Source organism: Microbulbifer variabilis (assembly GCF_023716485.1).
GTDB classification, from domain to species: domain Bacteria; phylum Pseudomonadota; class Gammaproteobacteria; order Pseudomonadales; family Cellvibrionaceae; genus Microbulbifer; species Microbulbifer variabilis_B.
Genome location: NZ_CP092418.1, coordinates 411,278 through 428,717, shown reverse-complemented (window position 1 = coordinate 428,717; position 17,440 = coordinate 411,278). Strand labels below are relative to the sequence as shown.

At 49.1% G+C, this 17,440-nt stretch carries 16 protein-coding genes; 11 read left to right on the top strand and 5 right to left on the bottom strand.

What is annotated here, in order from left to right; translation table 11 throughout:
* Window positions 1-39: 39 nt before the first annotated feature.
* The 4 genes from MJO52_RS01845 (at window position 40) to ppc (ending at window position 6,051) form a co-directional block, all read left to right on the top strand.
* Window positions 40-741, top strand: a complete 702-nt coding sequence (locus MJO52_RS01845) for an aspartate/glutamate racemase family protein (protein WP_252084303.1) — start codon at window positions 40-42, stop codon at window positions 739-741.
* A 386-nt stretch (window positions 742-1,127) separates the two neighbouring features.
* Window positions 1,128-2,501 carry an ATP-binding response regulator gene (locus MJO52_RS01840; protein WP_252084302.1) on the top strand — a complete coding sequence of 458 codons (1,374 nt, stop codon included), beginning with the start codon at window positions 1,128-1,130 and terminating at the stop codon, window positions 2,499-2,501.
* 128 nt (window positions 2,502-2,629) lie between these two features.
* Entirely contained in the window at window positions 2,630-2,992 is a 363-nt protein-coding gene (locus MJO52_RS01835; RefSeq protein ID WP_252084301.1) for a DUF4870 family protein, read from the top strand.
* 395 nt (window positions 2,993-3,387) lie between these two features.
* Window positions 3,388-6,051 (top strand): phosphoenolpyruvate carboxylase, encoded by a 2,664-nt coding sequence (gene ppc / locus MJO52_RS01830; RefSeq protein WP_252084300.1) that lies wholly within the window; start codon window positions 3,388-3,390, stop codon window positions 6,049-6,051.
* Window positions 6,052-6,311: 260 nt separating this feature from the next.
* Here the strand turns inward: ppc and MJO52_RS01825 are convergent, their stop codons facing one another.
* The gene (locus MJO52_RS01825; protein WP_252084299.1) at window positions 6,312-6,458 is read right to left on the bottom strand and encodes a hypothetical protein; all 147 of its coding nucleotides are present in this window, start codon (window positions 6,456-6,458) and stop codon (window positions 6,312-6,314) included.
* Between the two features lie 66 nt (window positions 6,459-6,524).
* On the opposite strand from MJO52_RS01825, the gene MJO52_RS01820 reads away from it, so the two are divergent.
* Window positions 6,525-7,733 (top strand): nitroreductase family protein, encoded by a 1,209-nt coding sequence (locus tag MJO52_RS01820; RefSeq protein ID WP_252084298.1) that lies wholly within the window; start codon window positions 6,525-6,527, stop codon window positions 7,731-7,733.
* Between the two features lie 152 nt (window positions 7,734-7,885).
* Here the strand turns inward: MJO52_RS01820 and MJO52_RS01815 are convergent, their stop codons facing one another.
* The gene (locus tag MJO52_RS01815) at window positions 7,886-9,133 is read right to left on the bottom strand and encodes a DUF945 family protein (RefSeq protein WP_252084297.1); all 1,248 of its coding nucleotides are present in this window, start codon (window positions 9,131-9,133) and stop codon (window positions 7,886-7,888) included.
* Between the two features lie 758 nt (window positions 9,134-9,891).
* Between MJO52_RS01815 and MJO52_RS01810 the strand changes: the two genes are divergently transcribed.
* From MJO52_RS01810 to MJO52_RS01800, 3 genes are all read left to right on the top strand, one after another.
* Window positions 9,892-10,311 carry a hypothetical protein gene (locus MJO52_RS01810; protein ID WP_252084296.1) on the top strand — a complete coding sequence of 140 codons (420 nt, stop codon included), beginning with the start codon at window positions 9,892-9,894 and terminating at the stop codon, window positions 10,309-10,311.
* Between the two features lie 92 nt (window positions 10,312-10,403).
* On the top strand, window positions 10,404-10,934 hold the full coding sequence (locus tag MJO52_RS01805; RefSeq protein WP_252084295.1) for a GNAT family N-acetyltransferase: 531 nt from the start codon (window positions 10,404-10,406) through the stop codon (window positions 10,932-10,934).
* Between the two features lie 134 nt (window positions 10,935-11,068).
* Complete coding sequence (locus MJO52_RS01800) at window positions 11,069-11,665, top strand: DUF1287 domain-containing protein (protein WP_252084294.1); 597 nt, start codon at window positions 11,069-11,071, stop codon at window positions 11,663-11,665.
* Window positions 11,666-11,692: 27 nt separating this feature from the next.
* Here the strand turns inward: MJO52_RS01800 and MJO52_RS01795 are convergent, their stop codons facing one another.
* The 3 genes from MJO52_RS01795 to MJO52_RS01785 form a co-directional block, all read right to left on the bottom strand.
* The gene (locus MJO52_RS01795; protein ID WP_252084293.1) at window positions 11,693-12,547 is read right to left on the bottom strand and encodes an AraC family transcriptional regulator; all 855 of its coding nucleotides are present in this window, start codon (window positions 12,545-12,547) and stop codon (window positions 11,693-11,695) included.
* Window positions 12,548-12,627: 80 nt separating this feature from the next.
* The gene (locus tag MJO52_RS01790; RefSeq protein ID WP_252084292.1) at window positions 12,628-12,930 is read right to left on the bottom strand and encodes a DUF1330 domain-containing protein; all 303 of its coding nucleotides are present in this window, start codon (window positions 12,928-12,930) and stop codon (window positions 12,628-12,630) included.
* A gap of 58 nt (window positions 12,931-12,988) precedes the next feature.
* Window positions 12,989-13,420 (bottom strand): DUF4345 domain-containing protein, encoded by a 432-nt coding sequence (locus tag MJO52_RS01785; RefSeq protein WP_252084291.1) that lies wholly within the window; start codon window positions 13,418-13,420, stop codon window positions 12,989-12,991.
* A 110-nt stretch (window positions 13,421-13,530) separates the two neighbouring features.
* On the opposite strand from MJO52_RS01785, the gene MJO52_RS01780 reads away from it, so the two are divergent.
* The 3 genes from MJO52_RS01780 (at window position 13,531) to MJO52_RS01770 (ending at window position 17,417) form a co-directional block, all read left to right on the top strand.
* On the top strand, window positions 13,531-14,544 hold the full coding sequence (locus tag MJO52_RS01780; protein WP_252084290.1) for an SDR family NAD(P)-dependent oxidoreductase: 1,014 nt from the start codon (window positions 13,531-13,533) through the stop codon (window positions 14,542-14,544).
* A gap of 118 nt (window positions 14,545-14,662) precedes the next feature.
* Entirely contained in the window at window positions 14,663-16,579 is a 1,917-nt protein-coding gene (locus MJO52_RS01775) for a multicopper oxidase family protein (RefSeq protein ID WP_252084289.1), read from the top strand.
* Window positions 16,580-16,964: 385 nt separating this feature from the next.
* Window positions 16,965-17,417: a hypothetical protein gene (locus MJO52_RS01770; protein ID WP_252084288.1), complete on the top strand. Its 453-nt coding sequence runs from the start codon at window positions 16,965-16,967 to the stop codon at window positions 17,415-17,417.
* Window positions 17,418-17,440 lie beyond the last annotated feature (23 nt).

Below are 17,440 nucleotides of genomic sequence, written 5' to 3'. Positions count from 1 at the left end.
GGGGCACCAATACTCGATTGAGCATTACGAGAGAGGAGCATGACTGTGTTGACCGATAACGCCATTGAAAAAAGTTCTATGACCATTGGCGTGGTCGCCGGCACCCCCACAGACACCCGCTTTGGCCTGGATTTCCTCGCCGCGCGTCAGCTGCGTGGCGTCGGTATGTCTCTGTCAACATCGCCCCAGGCACAGACGCAACTGCAAGCGCTAGAACGCGGCGCTCTCACCCAGCAGCTGATCGAAGCGATTGAACAGCTGCATCAGGCCGGCGCCGAAGCCGCCATGATCTACTGCAATTCCCTTTCCGGTGCGGTGGATATGGAAGCGGTCAAATCCACCTCGCCAATTGAGGTGGTTTCTCCCCTTGAGGTATACGCCGAACTCACCCAGCGCTACCGCAACTTTGGCCTGCTCGCCGCCAACTGCCAAAGTTGCGCCAATATTGAGCGTGAAATTCTCGAGCGCAACACAACCGCCAAGGTGATCGGTATCGGCAATCTGCAGATCGTCGAAGATATTGAGGATGGCCTCGCCGCCGAGATGATCGTGCGTCAGCACGCTTTGGATGATCTGGTCGCGGCTCTGGTGAAAAGCGGCGTACAGATACTGATTCTGGGCTGCACACATTTCGATTATTTTTATCAGGAATTGCTCGCCCATTGTGATGGAATTCGCCTGTTTCTACCTTCTGAGCGCATGTTGCAGTTATTGCAGGAACGCCTACCTCAGGCCGCTTGAATCAACCCTGATATTTTTATTTTTTTGCGTATTTTATCGAGGAACGCTGTGCCACCGATCTCGGTAAAATACGCCAACCTCGTGCAAAACCTCTCGCTATATAAGCCTATGTAATAGCGTGCAATTCTTCAGCATCAAGCCCCCCCAAAAAAAACCATACTCTGTTTTTGGCGCAATAACTCTTGGCTAATGGCGATAGCGTTCATGCCTCTGACCGGATTATCCACCCGTTAGCCTGCCAGTCCTATAAAAATATCTCTTGTACGCCGTGCCATATTGCAGTATCAAACGCTCTGATCTTTTCGGGAGTATCGATCAAAACCTACCGCGAAAATCACACTGCGGACTGCAGGATTTAGTCCGCCCTAACACAAGTGGTTATAAGGATGATAAAAGCCATTTCTTCTGGGGGATTGCCCTCTCGTCGTGTTTTTTTTCACGCTCTGCTAGCCGGAGCACTACTGTGCGGCTCAGTATTAATCTCCACCACCGCACAAGCCATTGAATTAAATGCTCTGCAGCAACAAATTCCTATTTACTGGTTGATCGCGGCGCTGATTTTAACTGTGCTAATTTGTGCTTTTACACTCAATAGACAATTGAGCCTGCGCAAATTACGTAAAGAGAGTGCAGAGCGTGTCGATAATATCAGCGCTGAAAACAGTAATTTGTTTCAGCAGGTGCATAGCCGCAACAGTGAATTTCTCGCCCTAGAGAAGCAACTCGAAGAAACTCGTGAAAGCCTCGAATTACTGCGCCTGGAAAAATCCGATCTGCTCACAATAGTACGTCACCAGTTGCACCACCCCCTGGATACATTGATGGGCACCCTCAACCTGATTGGACGTAGCGAGGACAACAATATCAAAGCGCTGGTTGAAATCGGCAAGCGCCAGTTAAACGCCGCTCTCAAATCTCTGGACGATTTACGTCAGATCGGCAAGGTGGAAACCGTGGAGCTGAAACTTCCCAAGGAAGTGCTCGGCAATACCGGCAGCGGCCTCGCCACCCTGTTGGTGGAAAATAATAAACACGAATCCCTGCAAGCGCCGCTGGAAGCCATGGGCCACCATGTACAAAGGGAGTGTAACGGTATCGACGGCAGCAGCGCCGCCCTCCAAAAAAACTTTGACTTAATCCTGACCGACACCCATCTACCACTGATGGATGGCGTGGAGGCAGTACGAGAAATTCGCCGCGAGCGGGGCAACGATTTACCCATTTTCGCCCTGCTGCAATCTGCCAAAACCGGCGATAAAGAGCGCTATCAGGCCCGAGGTTTTACCGGCGTACTTACCCACCCAATTGCCGATCGCCAGCTAATGCAACTGATGCAATGGGCTTCACGGCGCACGCAGGGGACGTCACCACAACAAAAAAACCGCCCCACCCAGCTGCTCAACACCAGTGCTCTTTTACGCCAGCAGGATACTCTCGATCACCTGACCTTCGCCGAGCTACTCAGTGACCGCAGCGCCACCCTACCCAAACGAATCACTGCGCTCACCAGCGCCCTCACCGGCCGCCACTGGTTGGATGCAGAAAAACAGGCGCAGGATGTCGCCCGGGCAGCGGCAGAGGTGGGGCTCGATAGCGTAGCCAGTCGTCTGCGCAGTCTCGCCGCCAACCTCTCCATCGACAGCGAACGCGAACACTGCCGTCAGCAGCGTACAGAATTACTGCAACTGATGCGGGAATCGGTGCGACAGCTGAAGGCATGGCGCGAGCGCAATGTGCACACCGAGTGGGCACTAAAATAACATGGGACGTCACGACACCCTGGGCTCTTCACCGACTGTCGTGTAAAAATACCATTCCAACGCAGTCAAGTTGAATTGCGCATTGGGGACCACACTATATTTTTCAGAGTCCACAAGAGAATAAAGTTATGTCAGAGCAGTACCCCACACGCTCCCAGGAGGCCCGCGAACAGAGTGGTCGAGATCTGGCCATCATGGTCTACCTGATCCAGGCCATCAGCCTATTTACCGCGGTTCCGTTTTTTGTTGGCGTACTGATTAACTATTTCAAGCGCAGCGATGTACGCGGCACCCTGGCGGAGTCCCATTTCCGCTGGCAGATCCGCACTTTCTGGTTCTGGCTGCTGTGGACTGTGGTTGGTTCTTTGACCTTTTGGGTTTTCGGTCTCGGCTATGTGATTCTCGCCGTAAACTGGATCTGGGTTATCTACCGGGTTATTCGCGGCTGGCTGCGCCTAGTCGATCGCCGCCCCGCCTATGACTATTACTAAAAACCCAGCCCGCGTGAATATCTCGCGCGGGCGCTTCTGCCCTACGCAAAAAGGGGATATTTAAAAATCCCCTATAAATTTCACGCCTTCCTTACCAATTTACTCTTCGCTTTTTCCAATTTAATTCCCCTCCTGATGACCTCCCGCCTAAAAAAATCTGGTCGAGAGCTCTCTCTAATAGCCGATAAAATACCTGGCATGATATTTATACCTACTGGATTATAAATTTTCTAAAAACCAACCTTTATCGTAAGACCTTTCCTTTATTTATCATTATTTAAGTAAATTTATTACTGAAAAAATCTTTTATTTTGGCAGCACAGCCTCCTTACGAAAAATTATGCGAAGATAAAGCCCGGTACTTTCACCGGATATCGTTAGGGAGATAAAGGCTTGTGAGTCAGGATCAAAACACCCCGTTGCGGGAGGACGTCCGCCTACTCGGCGAGGAGCTCGGTTCGGTTTTGCGCGAGCAAGCCGGTGATTCGCTATTTAATACTGTGGAAACCATCCGCCAGGCCGCAGTGGAGAGCCGCAGTAGCGGAGAGATGCAGGTGGATCGCTTACACCAGCTGCTGGACCCTCTCGACAACGATACATTGTTGGAAGTGGCGCGCGCCTTTAGCCAGTTTTTGAATCTCGCCAATATTGCCGAGCAGCGCCATCGCGAACGCCTGCACCGGCAGCACCAGCGTTTTTCTGGCGACCCTGATACAGACCGCGGCCTGCGCCAGGTATTGGCGGAACTAAAGAATACCAATCGCTCAACCGACGATATACACACCGCACTCAGGGATCTCTCCGTGGAGCTGGTCCTTACCGCCCATCCCACCGAGGTCACACGTCGCACCCTGATCCGCAAGTACGACCACGTCGCCGATCTCCTCGCCGCATTGGACCGACCAGACCTTACCCAGGAAGAGAGCCGCGAGCTGCGACGTCATCTGCACGAGCAAATACTCTCTGCCTGGAGCACCGATGAAATTCGCCGTGAGAGGCCCACGCCGGTAGACGAAGCCAAGTGGGGCTTCGCCACCATTGAACAGTCCCTATGGCAGGCAGTACCCCAGACTATGCGCGCCATTGAGGAGGAACTAGCCCTAGCGGGATTACCGCCACTGCCGGATAACTGGGTACCCATACGCTTCGCCTCCTGGATGGGTGGCGACCGCGACGGCAACCCCAATGTTACCGCAGCGGTAACCCGCAAGGTATTACTGCTGGCACGCTGGATGGCCGCCGACCTTCTCTTGCGCGATGTGGAAAACCTCCTGGCCGATCTATCCATGCACAAGGCCAGCGAGGAATTACTGGCACAAACAGGCCCAAGCCATGAGCCCTACCGGCTCATACTCCGCCGGGTGCGTTACCGCTTGCGCAATACTCGCGCGCAACTGGAGGCCCGCATTAACGAGCAGCAGGAACCAGCGGGTGCAGTATTTCACAGCGGTCAACAACTGCTCACTGAGCTGAACCTGATCGACCGCTCTCTGCGCGCGGTGGGGCTCTCGGCCATCGCCGATGGCCAGCTCAAAGACACCCTGCGCCGGCTCAATTGCTTCGGTATCACCCTGTTGCGCCTGGATATTCGTCAGGAATCCACCCGCCATATGGATGCCATCGACGCTATCACACGCTATCTGGGGCTGGGGAATTACGCCACCTGGGATGAGCAGAGCAAACTGGACTTCCTCCTGGCGGAGCTGGATAACCGCCGGCCATTAATCGATGAGGATTTCTACCATACGGATTTCTGCGATGGGGATGTGCGCGAGGTATTAGAAACCTGCAAGGTGGTTGCTGAGCAGGGCCACGAGGGGTTTGGTGCCTATGTGATTTCCATGGCGAAAAAGCCCTCCGATGTGTTGGCGGTCATGTTGCTGCAGAAAATTGCCGGGGTAACCCAACCTATGCGCGTGGTGCCATTGTTTGAAACCTTGGACGACCTTAATAATGCTGCCGACACCATGAGTACCCTGCTCAATATTCCCCAGTACAAACAGCGCGTGCTGGAGGGCCAGGAAGTAATGATCGGCTACTCAGACTCGGCCAAGGATGCCGGCTTCCTCGGCGCGGCCTGGGCACAGTTCAGTACTCAGGAGGCGCTCACCCAAATCTTCCGCAATCACGGCATTCCCCTAACCCTGTTCCACGGCCGTGGCGGCTCTATTTCCCGCGGCGGCTCTCCAACGCGCATGGCACTGTTATCTCAACCACCGGGCTCGGTGGCTGGGCGTATCCGCGTTACCGAGCAGGGAGAGATGATCCGCTTCAAATACGGCCGCCCCTCCGTTGCCGCCTACAATCTGGAGCAGTATGTGGCCGCCACACTGGAGGCTACCCTGATGCCACCGGCCCAGCCTCGTCCCGAGTGGCGCAATCAGATGGAACGCCTCACGGAAGTCTCGGTGCAAAGTTACCGCGAAGTGGTGCGTGACGACCCGGCTCTGGTGGCCTACCTCCGCACCGTCACCCCGGAGACGGAACTCCGCCGTCTGGCTCTCGGTAGTCGACCCGCGAAGCGCAAGCCCGGTGGCGGCGTAGAAACACTACGCGCCATTCCCTGGGTGTTCGCCTGGACCCAGATGCGCCTGATGCTACCCGCTTGGCTCGGCACCGGCACCGCACTCGAACAAGCCCTAAAACAGGCAGACGAAGCCGACACCCTGGGAGAAATGAGTCGTGAGTGGCCCTTCTTCCAGGGCGTGGTGGATATGCTGGAGATGGTTTTGGCGAAATCCGATACCCGTGTCGCTTCCTGGTATGAGGAACGCCTCACCGACAACGAGGAGCTGATAGAGCTGGGGGAAAGCCTGCGCGAACGCCTGGCTCATACAGTGAGTGCTTTGCAGCAACTCACCGGTCGCGAAAGCCTGTTGGACAATAACCCAGTGATGCGTTGGTCCATCCGCGTGCGCGATCCCTATACCGATCCACTGCATTTGCTTCAGGCCGAATTAATGGCGCGTCTGCGCGAGCGGGAGAATGACGCTGTGTTGGAGAGTGCCCTAATGGTAACGATCGCCGGTATCGCCGCAGGCATGCGCAATACCGGATAACCGTTTGCGGGCAGAGTCCCCCACTCTGCTCGCCTACACCCTCGCCCCTATAAAAAGCCTGATATATGGCCAATCAAATCAACGGATACCGGGGCAACTCCTGCACAGCACGAAACATCACGCCCCCATACAATCGATAAGTGTCCATTTACTCTTCTGCTAGAACCCTTAGATCGGTATTCAGATCTCCCGAAATACAGAATAACTCCAACGGGGTATCAGCCAGCTGATGATCTATCGTCCGTGTGAATAAACCAATTTTACCGCCAAAGTCGCCGGAACAGCATCGCCTTATTAACACCTGCGATACTGGCCATGTCCCTAGTCGTACAGCACCCATAATCATGAGCCATCCATTCGCTGATAACTACTTTAAGCAGCTTGGCTTCATCAATGGTGCACCGCATAGAATCTCCTTTTAGATATAAACTGGCGCATAATGCAAGTGGTCATTTGCATTACAGGAGATGCCAATGAGCGACCCTGAAACCACGGCTAGAACCCGCAAGTCAAAAGTCATTTACGCCAGCTTTGGACCCAACGAGCGGGCCATGGTCGACAAAGTGCATCCCCTTTGGCTTCGCCGCCTGTTTATTCGTCTTTTGGGTATAAAGTTGCAACTTCAATTTACTGGTTGGCTGCAGTACCTAATGCCTGTCCCAATCACTCTGGGCCTCTTCCTGTTGGTGGGACTCATATATCTAGTAGGTTTAACTGGGCTGGCCAATGTGTTGATCTGGCTACCCGTGATACTAGCGGCCATTATTCTTTTTGATATTGTGACTTGCCGCTTTTGTATCCGTTTGCCGGAACCGCTACCCAAAACCCGCAGCCGAGAAGATATTTTCGAGCTGATCCGTGACCGTAGATCGTGCCGTGCCTATCAAACCCGTCCCTTAATCCCCATCCATGAGCAAGCACTAAAAGCTCGTATTGCAATTCACCTACAGCAACCACGTCTCGGCAATGCACCGATACGTCTGGAGTGGGTCAAAGCACCCATCACTGTTTGGCCGGTGGTCAATGCCAGATATTTCCTCGTTGCAATAGCCCCAGCGGAATACAATCGAACGGCCATTCTTGATATCGGCAGAACCCTGCAAAAGATTGTTTTAGACGCTACGCGAATGGGTTTAGGGACTTGCTGGATTGGTCCCGGAGCAGATCACCGCAGTGTCAAAACCCACCTCCGCGAGCGCTTTGATAAGAAAAAGGATTCTATTATTTGTCTCTGCGCTGTGGGTTACGAAAGCTGGTACGCACCATTGTTTATCCGTTTTTTTAACACTCAGTTGCATAAGCGTCTGCCGCTGTCCGACCTGTTTTTCGTAGATAACGCCATGAAAGAAGCATTAAAAATAGATAAATCGCCCTGGGAGGCGTTTAATCGATGTTTTGAAAGTTGCCGGTGGGCACCGTCTTCCTATAACGGTCAAACCACACGCTGTATTGCCCACAAGAAAGGCTCTCAAGTGCGCCTTGATTTTTATGCGACAACATCTTCTAGATACTATGCCGCAGTGGCTACTGGTATCTGGTGCGCTAACTGGGAGGTGGGGTGTGAAGCTTTAGGAATACAAGGAGAGTTTCTAAGGTTGCCCCCACAGGAAAGAAAAAACCTGCCGGACGATGTACTGCCACCTCACTATGATATTAGCTGGCTCAGTGCCCCTTTAATCTAACAGCAAGAGGATTCTTGCATTGTCCGGTCGATATAAATTAGGACGCAATGAGTACCCAAGATACCGACTTGTTAAAAAATGGATTTACCGGAAAGAGAAAGGAACGATCACATTACTCCTTTCTCCAATCTAACCGTTAAGCCAATCAGATTTTAAAATTGTCCGGTCAGTGCCATTAGGAACAAATCTGGTGGCAACTGCTGGCCATTCACTTCCAGGCGCCCGCGATTCACCTCCAGGTGCATCTGCAGTTCATCGTTTTGCTCAATCAGCAAACCGTATTGTCGCAACATCATTGCCTGGCCTACCAGCGGCGACTGCAGCAACGCCGATTCAGCCGCGCTCAGGGTCATGCTGCCCACCAGAGGATTCAGCCATTGATTTAAAGCGCTGCCGTTGCGATGGCGCGGAGGGCGCTTCATTCCTTTCCAGTCAATATCCGCATCCACCAGAACCGGACCATTGCGAGATTCCACTACCAGCTGTTGTTGCAGGCGCAGGGGTGGACGCATATCACTCGCCCAATTGCGCTCCGCCACCGGCAGTAGTACACGTAAATAGTGGCCCAGATCGGCAGCCTTGATCTTAGGCAGGGTCATCTGTTGGCGCACAGAAGTAATAGGAGTGGCAGACTGCACACTGGGTAGCTGCAGATCACTCACCACTTTGAGGGTCTGCGCAGCGAGCATTTCTATATCCAGTTCCAGGCTAATATCCCGCAGTTCCGCCGGCCCCGAATCACGCTCGGTGCGCAACAGTGACAGATATAGCTGTGCCTTACCGCCACGGCGGGGCTCTAACTGAAACTCTCCTTTAAGCGGTTCGGTAAATAATACTTCCACGCCATCGCGCATCTGGGTCAGGCTACCCAGATCGATTACCCCATCCAACACCGCGCCGCTGTAATCTGTCGACACTGCAATCTCACCACCTGTAAATGCCAGCTGGCCAAAATCACCTGAACTTTTAAAGGGTTCCAGGCGCAGGGTATTGAGTACCCGGTTATCCGCTAAAACCAGGGTTTCCAAAACCAGGGGGCTGTTCTGCAAGCGGCCATAGATTCCCTCAAGCTGAGCGCGTAGCTGCGGGTTTAATTGCTCTAGATCTAGGCGGGTCTCGCTATAGATAACCCCCAGACGGGGCCCACCAGAAGTTAACAGCAATGGGCCATGATGAATTTCAGTGTGCAGCTCAGTGGTGCCATTCTGTAGCGCCACCTCAGTATTGGTTTCAGCTCCAAACCAACCGCGTTGATAGCCGGTAGTGCTTCCCCCCTGCATCCTGCTCAGCTGCTGCTTCCAGACCTCCTCCACCTTGGGACCAATGAAACCTGGCGCCGCCAGGGCTGAAATTACCAGTAGAGCCAGTAGGATTAACAGAAGCCAACGCAAGAGTTTCATAAGAGTCGATCTAACAGCAGGATTTGCGCTGATGGTAGCAGATTATGGAGTTATTAGTGCGACAGCAGTAACAGGGCTGAACCTCTTTGCCTATTCCATAGCCCCTATGGGCGATTCCCTTTAGCAGGGGCCACGCTAAACAACCAGACATAACGAATTGCCAGGCTTGATATAAAATACCCCCTAAATCTTAGGGTTACTGAATCTTAGGATTAATGATAATACGGCACGAGTGTTCGCTATAAAAAATTAAAAGCTAAAAATATTCTCCCCTTTTATAAGTGCAATAATTCCCACAGATTCCAGTAGCCAAATAATCCTCTATAACCCCAATATCTAGAGTACTTTGGCGCAGTCCTGCCGTATAATGGTATTCAAAGTTGTACCAATCAGAGAGATCTAATTTTGAAACCCGAGGTAACGTTACTAACCGTTAACGCTATAATCATCTGCGCCGCCTATCTCTATATCTACCCAAGGCATGCAGGCGCTGACCTTAACAAGATCATAATTAATGACCTCTTAGCAACCGGTATCGCACTACTGATCGCCGGCGCTCTCTTTTGGGATTCTGGACACAAGTTCAATATGCTGCTATTTACTGCTAACTGGTTTGGATTTTCTCTAATCAGCTTTTTACTAATTGAATTACCATTCTTTAAATGGTACTGGGATAAATACAGCGTTAGCTTGAGATAAGTTCTTTTGGCATCATAGCCAAGAAATGAGTAAATAAAGAAAAATATAGAGCACAGGGAATGAGTACTAGGCAACCTTCTTTAAAGACGTTGGTTTTCTGGATCATCCTACTTTTAACCTACGTGGTCACTTTATACCTTCCTGAATCAGAACCTTTCTGGAAAACCATTCTTATCACCACAGCTCTGATCTATCTAGCCACAAACCGCAAAAAGTTTCAGCAACCAATAATAGAAGATCCAGTTTCCCATGTAAGGTTTGATGGAGAGTTTATCTTCATTGGTGATCACTCAATCAAGAGATCAGAGATAAGGAAAGTTGCTATCGACTCGGTTAAGGATCGCGGCTACTTTTCTCTCCCTTACAATCAGATATCTCCGGGAGAAATTCCAGAGTTTATCTTTCCCTCCAGCAAATTCACCTCTTTTCGTGCACATCTGCAGAAAGAATTTGATACAAACGTGGAATTTATTACTTAAAAACCCATGAGAAAACCATTCCAAACTAACTGAAAAATATCATCAATTAATCGCCATTACTATCCTTACTTATCAGGAAGTAGATAAACACTATGAAAATACGTAAAGCCTCAAAGCATGATGTACCCACCATCGCTAACATACATAGTGTCAGCTGGCAGGAAAATTATCGTAGCGTGCTTAGCAAACAGTACCTTGAAGATAGGGTTCCAATGGAAAGGATGCGACTCTGGAAAGATCGCTTTGAGCACCCTAAATCCAATCAGCAGGTGTTTTTAGCTGAAGTAGAGGGCAATATCGCCGGCTTTATCTGTCTATACATGGATAATCACCCTGACTGGGGTACACACCTGGACAACTTACATGTACGCAAAGGCTACCACTCAATGGGAGTTGGCAAAGCGCTCTTTATAGAGGGCGCGCGCAGGGCTTATCAACAGGCTCCACATAGAGGCATGTGCCTTTTAGTCAATCAGGATAATATTAAAGCGCAATCCTTCTACCAAAAACTGGGCGGGAGACAAGTACAGGAAAGTATTTGGCATGCTCCCGATGGAAGTAAAGTACCAACTTATTGGTATATCTGGGAGCAACTAAACGAACTGGTCGATTTAGACCAATAAAGAACTCAACCTATACATCATTGAATGCACATCCTCTGACCAATGCACAATAGATAGTATGGAAGAGATTTTTATCTATATTCTTTTTAGCAAAGTGAATCCACAAAACAAGCAAAAAATAGAAGGATAATAAGGTGAAAAGGTTGATCTTATTTATTGGTATTATTTCATCCAGTAGCTATGCACAAAATATGACTTTGGCCGAAGCTGCTCTGGAGCGAACCTATCATAAGGTACGCTACGATCCTGCTTATGTGTCTATTCCCTATCCAAATGGAGATGTGCCGGCTGATACCGGTGTTTGTACCGACGTAGTGATTCGATCATATAGGAAGCTGGGGATCGATTTGCAAAAAGAAGTTCACGAGGATATATCGGGTCATTTTCAAGCCTACCCGTCTAAACGCATATGGGGACTTTCCAGGCCAGATAAAAATATTGATCACCGGCGAGTACCCAATCTACAGGCTTTTTTTACTCGCAAAGGGCTATCACTCTCAATAAGTGACAAGGCAGAGAATTATCTACCGGGGGACATCGTTACCTGGATGCTGCCCGGTAATTTACCGCATATCGGTATTGTGACTGCGAAACGCTCTCAAAAAACCAACCGGTACTTGGTCGCACACAATATCGGGGCTGGACCCGTGCTGGAAGATATGTTGTTTTCCTTTAAAATTACCGGGCATTACCGATACAACGCCGGCCAGGCAACCGAAAAGATTGAGTAGCGAAAAAACTACGCTATTGCCAAGCGATTACGGCCTTTCTTTGACCGGGATATGGAGAAACATTTCCGCTGTCGGGCTGGTAACCTGATATCTTGGTGGGTACAGCTCAAAGTCTGGCCTCTCAATATAGTCGTAATTGGACTTTGGCAACCAGCTTCCCCAAATATACTTCAATGTCTGTTCCAGGGTGGTAATAGATCCGCGGTGAACAAATTTTGCATATAACTGCTCCGGTAGTTCCCGCGCCACCATACCCTCGGGTACCTGAGTCAGGTCGGCAACCGGCGCACAGCAGACATACTTAAACTGAATTTCATTACCCGCTTCCTCATAACATTCATAGATACCAAAAGATTCATCGCTGATACGATTGGGGATTTTATCCCTGTAGGGCCGAAATGCAGACCAGAGCTTTGGCAAGCTGAGATTTTCATGGTCGTATTCCTGCGCTACCCCCACCAATTGCATCGCTGGCCGCGAAATAACTTGTGGCTCCATGGACAACTCATTTTGCAAGAAGTGCAGCATATGAGGGCTAAATTGATCTTTATATAGCAACCGGAAAGGATCCTGCTGCTTTCGATACTGCGCCGGGGTTACATTAAATAAAGCTTTAAACGCGCGAGTAAAGGCTTCTTGGGAATCAAATTGGCACTCCATGGCAAGCTCAAGAATACCAATATCTTCACTCAACAACCTCTTTGCGGCGACGGTCAATCGGCGCTTACGCAAATACTCTTTCGGTGAGTCCCCCACTAATGCCTTAAAAATACGGCTGAAGTGGTAGGTGGAGTAATGAGAGGCAGCAGCAATTTCGTGAACAGAAATTTTGTCATATAGATGCTGCTCTACGAAGTTGATACTTTTAAAAAATCGCTGCATATGAGGCTCCTTTCCTACCTGTTTACGCTGGGACGGTGAGATTTTCGAGCAACACCGTCCTGAATTAGCTTGCCTTTAAATCAGATTCGTTCACTAGTGATAAAAAAGCGTAAATGGGCAAATGCCTTGTCCCTCAAAGGAATAATCGTCTGGTAGGCTGGATCATTAAAGAATGCATAGATCGCCTCCCGATCCGGAAAAGATACCACAACAAATGCCCTTGGTGACCGACCCCCGTCCAGGGCCTCTTCCACATCATAAGAGGCAATAGGCACCCCCCCATACTGTTGCATTAATTGCGGTGTCAGACCTATATACTGCTGAAGAGCCTGCGATTCCTGTAGGTTTGGTGAAGACTCTATATGTAAAAATACTGGTAACAAAGTAATAACCTCTTAAGCATAAATGATTTTTAGTTGCTTAACTAAGAGCTTCTAATGACTAACGTTGAGACGCCACTCGCCTATGCCAAAAAACCAGAAGTGGAACTATCGCAAGCTCAATAATCGTAGGCGGTAAGACCTGATCATCCACCAATCCAAATTCCAGAATATTGCTTAAGCGGCCCAGACCGCCAATGAAGAGGGATAAAGCCACGAAGTACAACAATGCTTTATGTTTTTCGATATTGCTCAGGAAATACAGCAGAACCAACCCCTGGGCAAAGAAAACACCAAAGGCAAATCGATATTGATTATCCCAAAATCCTCTTAAGGGGCTATCCGGGCCAAAAATCATAGCACCACCACTCAGGGCAGCACTGCCATTCAGACCTCCAAATGCGCTGATACCCCCAGGCACAAAACAGATCACCGCCAGCGCTACCACTAACAATTGGAAAATTTTTCTTTCTATAGAACTCGCCTGATTCATAGTGTCACCTTAGTTTGCCGTATTTGAAGAGGTGACCTAATCATATTGGCCGGTAAGGCCCTATTTTTGATATTTCTTGCGGTCTTAGTATCCCACTAAGACAGCAAGAAATGTCAAAAGCCGAGGCGCTTAACCGCTTATCTTTCCCTCCAACAGCCGGGTATATCGATATCCGGGCACCAGTTCCCAATATCCACAGAGACAGAAAGATGATTAAGAGTGTTTTGATTACCGGAGCGAATGCAGGCTTAGGTAGGGAGTGCGCCAAGCAACTGGCGGAGTACCAGCAGATTAACAAGATCTATCTCGGCTGCCGCAATCTGCACAAAGCCAAAGAAACCCAGGCCAAGCTGGTGTCGGAAACAGGCAGGAATATCTTCGAAGTATTGCTGATTGATGTCGCGGATCAACAAGCTGTTAAAGAGGCAGTTAAGAACCTGGACTCCCCAGTTGATGCTCTGGTTATGAATGCTGGCGGTACCGGGGGGAAAGAGTTTTACAACAAGACCCCTGAGGGAGTCACACAAATTTTCGCCGTCAACCTGCTCGGGCATGCACTACTGACTAACGAGTTGCTGAAAGCCAATAAATTAACCCAGACTGCTATCTACGCAGGCTCCGAGGCTGCTCGCGGTGTAAAAGAGATGGGTATGAAGCGACCAGAGCTGAAAAGCGCCTCTGTGGAGGAATTTATGCAGATCTGTGAAGGAAAGCTCTATGCCAGTACCAAAGACGCTACGGTACCCTATGGTCCGATAAAGTATATGGGCGCCCTATGGATGTCTTCCATGGCGCGAGAAGTCCCCCATATCCGCTTCGTAACCATGAGTCCAGGGGCTACTGTAGGCACAGAGGGCTTCAATACACTGTCGTTATTCAAGCAATATATGATGAAGGGCATGATGCGGATTATGCTGCTACTTGGCAAAGTCCACAAAGTAGAAATAGGCGCCAAGCGCTATATCGACGCCCTACTGGATACAACATCCTTCCGCACAGGTATTTTTTACGGCAGTGAACGCGGATTGACTGGACCTCTTGGTGAACAGTGGAAGCTTTTCCCGGACCTGGACAATCCTACCTATCAGGACAATGCCAAAACAGCGATCAATCGCTTTATCTAATGAAGGGTCGCATCAGGTAAGGGCCCTGTGCGCCCTTACCTGCCCCCCAAGTTAACACCACCGAAACCGCTTGTTTACCTATACTTGGCTGTTAAATACTTACTGCTAAAAACAGCCAATGTTTCGGGTAATCTTTTCCCTGCTGTTGTTAATCCCCCTTGCCCTGACTGCTGCTGAAAATGTGGCTAAAGCAACTCCCCTGCGGCTGCTGGATCCAGCAACTGTGGATAACTTCGTCAATGAACTGCCAATACCCGTAGAAATCCGCCCTCAGGGATCAGCCCCGATTAAACTACCCGCCCGCCCCACTGAAGTTTGGATGGGGCTACGGGATAAGGATGGCAAACGCATAATGACTAAGGCCTGGGGTTTTGAATATGCAGGTCGCATCCACTCTCCTGGCCCTACTATTCGCGCCCGAGAAGGCCAACCGGTATTTGTACACTGGGCGAATGAGCTACCGGGTCCGCATCTATTTCCTGTGGATCGATCCATTCACCTCGCCGACGTAAAAGATCCAAAAGCTGTACCTATGGTTATCCACCTTCACGGCGGGCATACAGAGTGGAAAAGTGACGGCAACCCCCTCGCTTGGTACACCCGCAATTATCGTGAGACGGGACCATTATTTGAGAAAAGGATTTACGAATACGACAACACTCAAGATGCCGCCACTATCTGGTATCACGACCACACCCTGGGCATGACGCGCCTTAATGTTTACGCAGGTCTATTCGGTTTTTACCTGGTCGGCGATGACAATGAAGACCGCCTGATACAGGAGAAGCTGCTCCCCGCAGAAGAGCGCACTTTTGTAGCCGCTATTACAGACAGCTTGTTTAGCTCCGATGGACAGCTGTATTTTCCTGGCTGGAGGGACCAGCCTCCATCACCAGTTTCCCATGAAGCAGTTAAAGTCAATTGGCCCAATCCCTCTCATCTCGACGAGTTTTTTGGCAATTTTATACTGGTCAACGGCATGAGCTGGCCCAAAGTCAGTGTCACTCCACACGTCTATCGATTGCGGTTACTCAACGCATCCGATACCCGCACACTGATACTCAGGATCGACGAAAATACCCCCTTTGTACAAGTCGGCGGTGACGGCGGATTTCTCGATCATCCTGTAAAATTGGCTGAGCTGATATTGGCACCCGCAGAGCGAGCAGATGTTTTAGTAGATTTCAGTGGTTATGAAGGGCGTAAGCTGACACTGCGAAACTTTGGACCGGATGTCCCTTTTAAAGGCTTTGTAGAGGCCAATGATCCAAAGAGTTCAATTCCACTTGTCTATAACCCGGATGGTAAACGCGTATTAAGTGATGGGCGCGGCGGCATCACACCAGCTACCGATCCAAATACTACAGGCCAGATCCTGCAATTCCATATTGCTCCGAAATCTACAGACGCCACTTCTAATAAACAGAAATCAAAGATCAAAAGTACCATTGGAGATTTAAAACTCAGCCTAAATACTCCCTTGCGCACCCCTCTTAATAGGCTTAACCATGCCAGTCGCACACGACAACTTGCCACCTACCGGTTGGACGATCCCTACGGCCGCAATCTACTCATGTTAGGTCCAGTAAAGGAGGGCTCCCTATTTTTTGAAGACCCTACTACAGAAATAATCCAACACAACGCCGTTGAGATCTGGGAGATATACAACCCTACAGTATCAGCCCACCCAATCCATATTCATCTAGTGGAATTCCAGATACTGGATCGCCAGCCTTTTAAAGGAAAACTTATTGCCAAGCCGCAGAAATTTATGCATACAGATAAGATATTTCAGGGTGCACGACTGGAAATAGAATCTCTACAGGGGAAACCCCTTCCACCACAACCAGAAGAAAGCGGCCCCAAAGATACGGTCATCGCCCTTCCCGGCCAAGTAACACGGGTAATAGCCCGCTTCGACCGCGAGGGACTCTATGTATGGCACTGTCATCTGCTCTCCCATGAGGATTACGATATGATGAGACCATTTAGGGTGTTGGCTCCCAGCTTAGTAAATAAGCGCCAATCTAATTAGCTTTAATTTTTAAACTCAAAAAAATTAACTTCAAAAGACTAGTCGAAAACCTAACTATAAATAGGACATCATAAAGAACAAGGGCTGTCAGCCCTCTAAAATTATTGAGCCTTGAAGCAAATATAAACTTATATAAATAGTAAATTAGTAGAACTCACCAAAGTAGCTTATAGCCAACAATTAATTATCGAGAATATATCGCAAGCAAGAAAAAATCATACTTTTTTATTTATCAACTGCTTGACATATCAACTTCGCCTACCATGACGAAATAGGATATAGTATCTAAAATACGTTTAAACTGCGCCCCTAAATTATCTATAGATGACATTGGCCACCCATAATATGGAAAATTGCTGGGCGCACTTAATTTATAGGGTAAATTTTGGAAGTGAAGTTTAAAAAAATGATAACTCGAGGAGCTTTTATCCTCTCGACTTTATTTTTTATCAGCTTTTCGATGTATATGATAATTTTTGACCTTCCTAAAATGGCTAAGAAGAAAGCTGAAGGATTAATCCTTTCATTCCAAAAATTAGACCGAGATAATTTTGAAGCCTATTGGTCTAAATCTAATTACCCAGTACCTAGAGACCAACACATCAGAGAAGAAATTATATCTTGGGGTGAAAAGCAGGGTGCGCTTATAAAAATTGAAGAGATTAAGACGCTAGATATAAGAAAGCATGTTTCTTTTTCTGAAAAAGGAGTTACTCATATATATAAATATCAAATCCTCTGTAAGTTTACCAAGGGAGATGTAATATTTATGGTATCAGTGAAAGGCAACAGAGGTGGATTTGATGTAACAAATCTCACGATGGGCAATCCTATGTAGATTTAGCACTGACAAAAATGATT

What these genes read in the sequence shown, in the direction of transcription:
- MJO52_RS01785 (WP_252084291.1), bottom strand. Translation starts at nt 13,420, where the DNA reads ATGAATCAGGCGAGTTCTATAGAAAGAAAAATTTTCCAATTGTTAGTG.
- MJO52_RS01775 (WP_252084289.1), top strand. Translation starts at nt 14,663, where the DNA reads ATGTTTCGGGTAATCTTTTCCCTGCTGTTGTTAATCCCCCTTGCCCTG.
- MJO52_RS01795 (WP_252084293.1), bottom strand. Translation starts at nt 12,547, where the DNA reads ATGCAGCGATTTTTTAAAAGTATCAACTTCGTAGAGCAGCATCTATAT.
- MJO52_RS01810 (WP_252084296.1), top strand. Translation starts at nt 9,892, where the DNA reads ATGAGTACTAGGCAACCTTCTTTAAAGACGTTGGTTTTCTGGATCATC.
- MJO52_RS01815 (WP_252084297.1), bottom strand. Translation starts at nt 9,133, where the DNA reads ATGAAACTCTTGCGTTGGCTTCTGTTAATCCTACTGGCTCTACTGGTA.
- MJO52_RS01840 (WP_252084302.1), top strand. Translation starts at nt 1,128, where the DNA reads ATGATAAAAGCCATTTCTTCTGGGGGATTGCCCTCTCGTCGTGTTTTT.
- MJO52_RS01820 (WP_252084298.1), top strand. Translation starts at nt 6,525, where the DNA reads ATGAGCGACCCTGAAACCACGGCTAGAACCCGCAAGTCAAAAGTCATT.
- MJO52_RS01825 (WP_252084299.1), bottom strand. Translation starts at nt 6,458, where the DNA reads ATGCGGTGCACCATTGATGAAGCCAAGCTGCTTAAAGTAGTTATCAGC.
- MJO52_RS01780 (WP_252084290.1), top strand. Translation starts at nt 13,531, where the DNA reads ATGTCAAAAGCCGAGGCGCTTAACCGCTTATCTTTCCCTCCAACAGCC.
- MJO52_RS01805 (WP_252084295.1), top strand. Translation starts at nt 10,404, where the DNA reads ATGAAAATACGTAAAGCCTCAAAGCATGATGTACCCACCATCGCTAAC.
- MJO52_RS01835 (WP_252084301.1), top strand. Translation starts at nt 2,630, where the DNA reads ATGTCAGAGCAGTACCCCACACGCTCCCAGGAGGCCCGCGAACAGAGT.
- MJO52_RS01845 (WP_252084303.1), top strand. Translation starts at nt 40, where the DNA reads ATGACTGTGTTGACCGATAACGCCATTGAAAAAAGTTCTATGACCATT.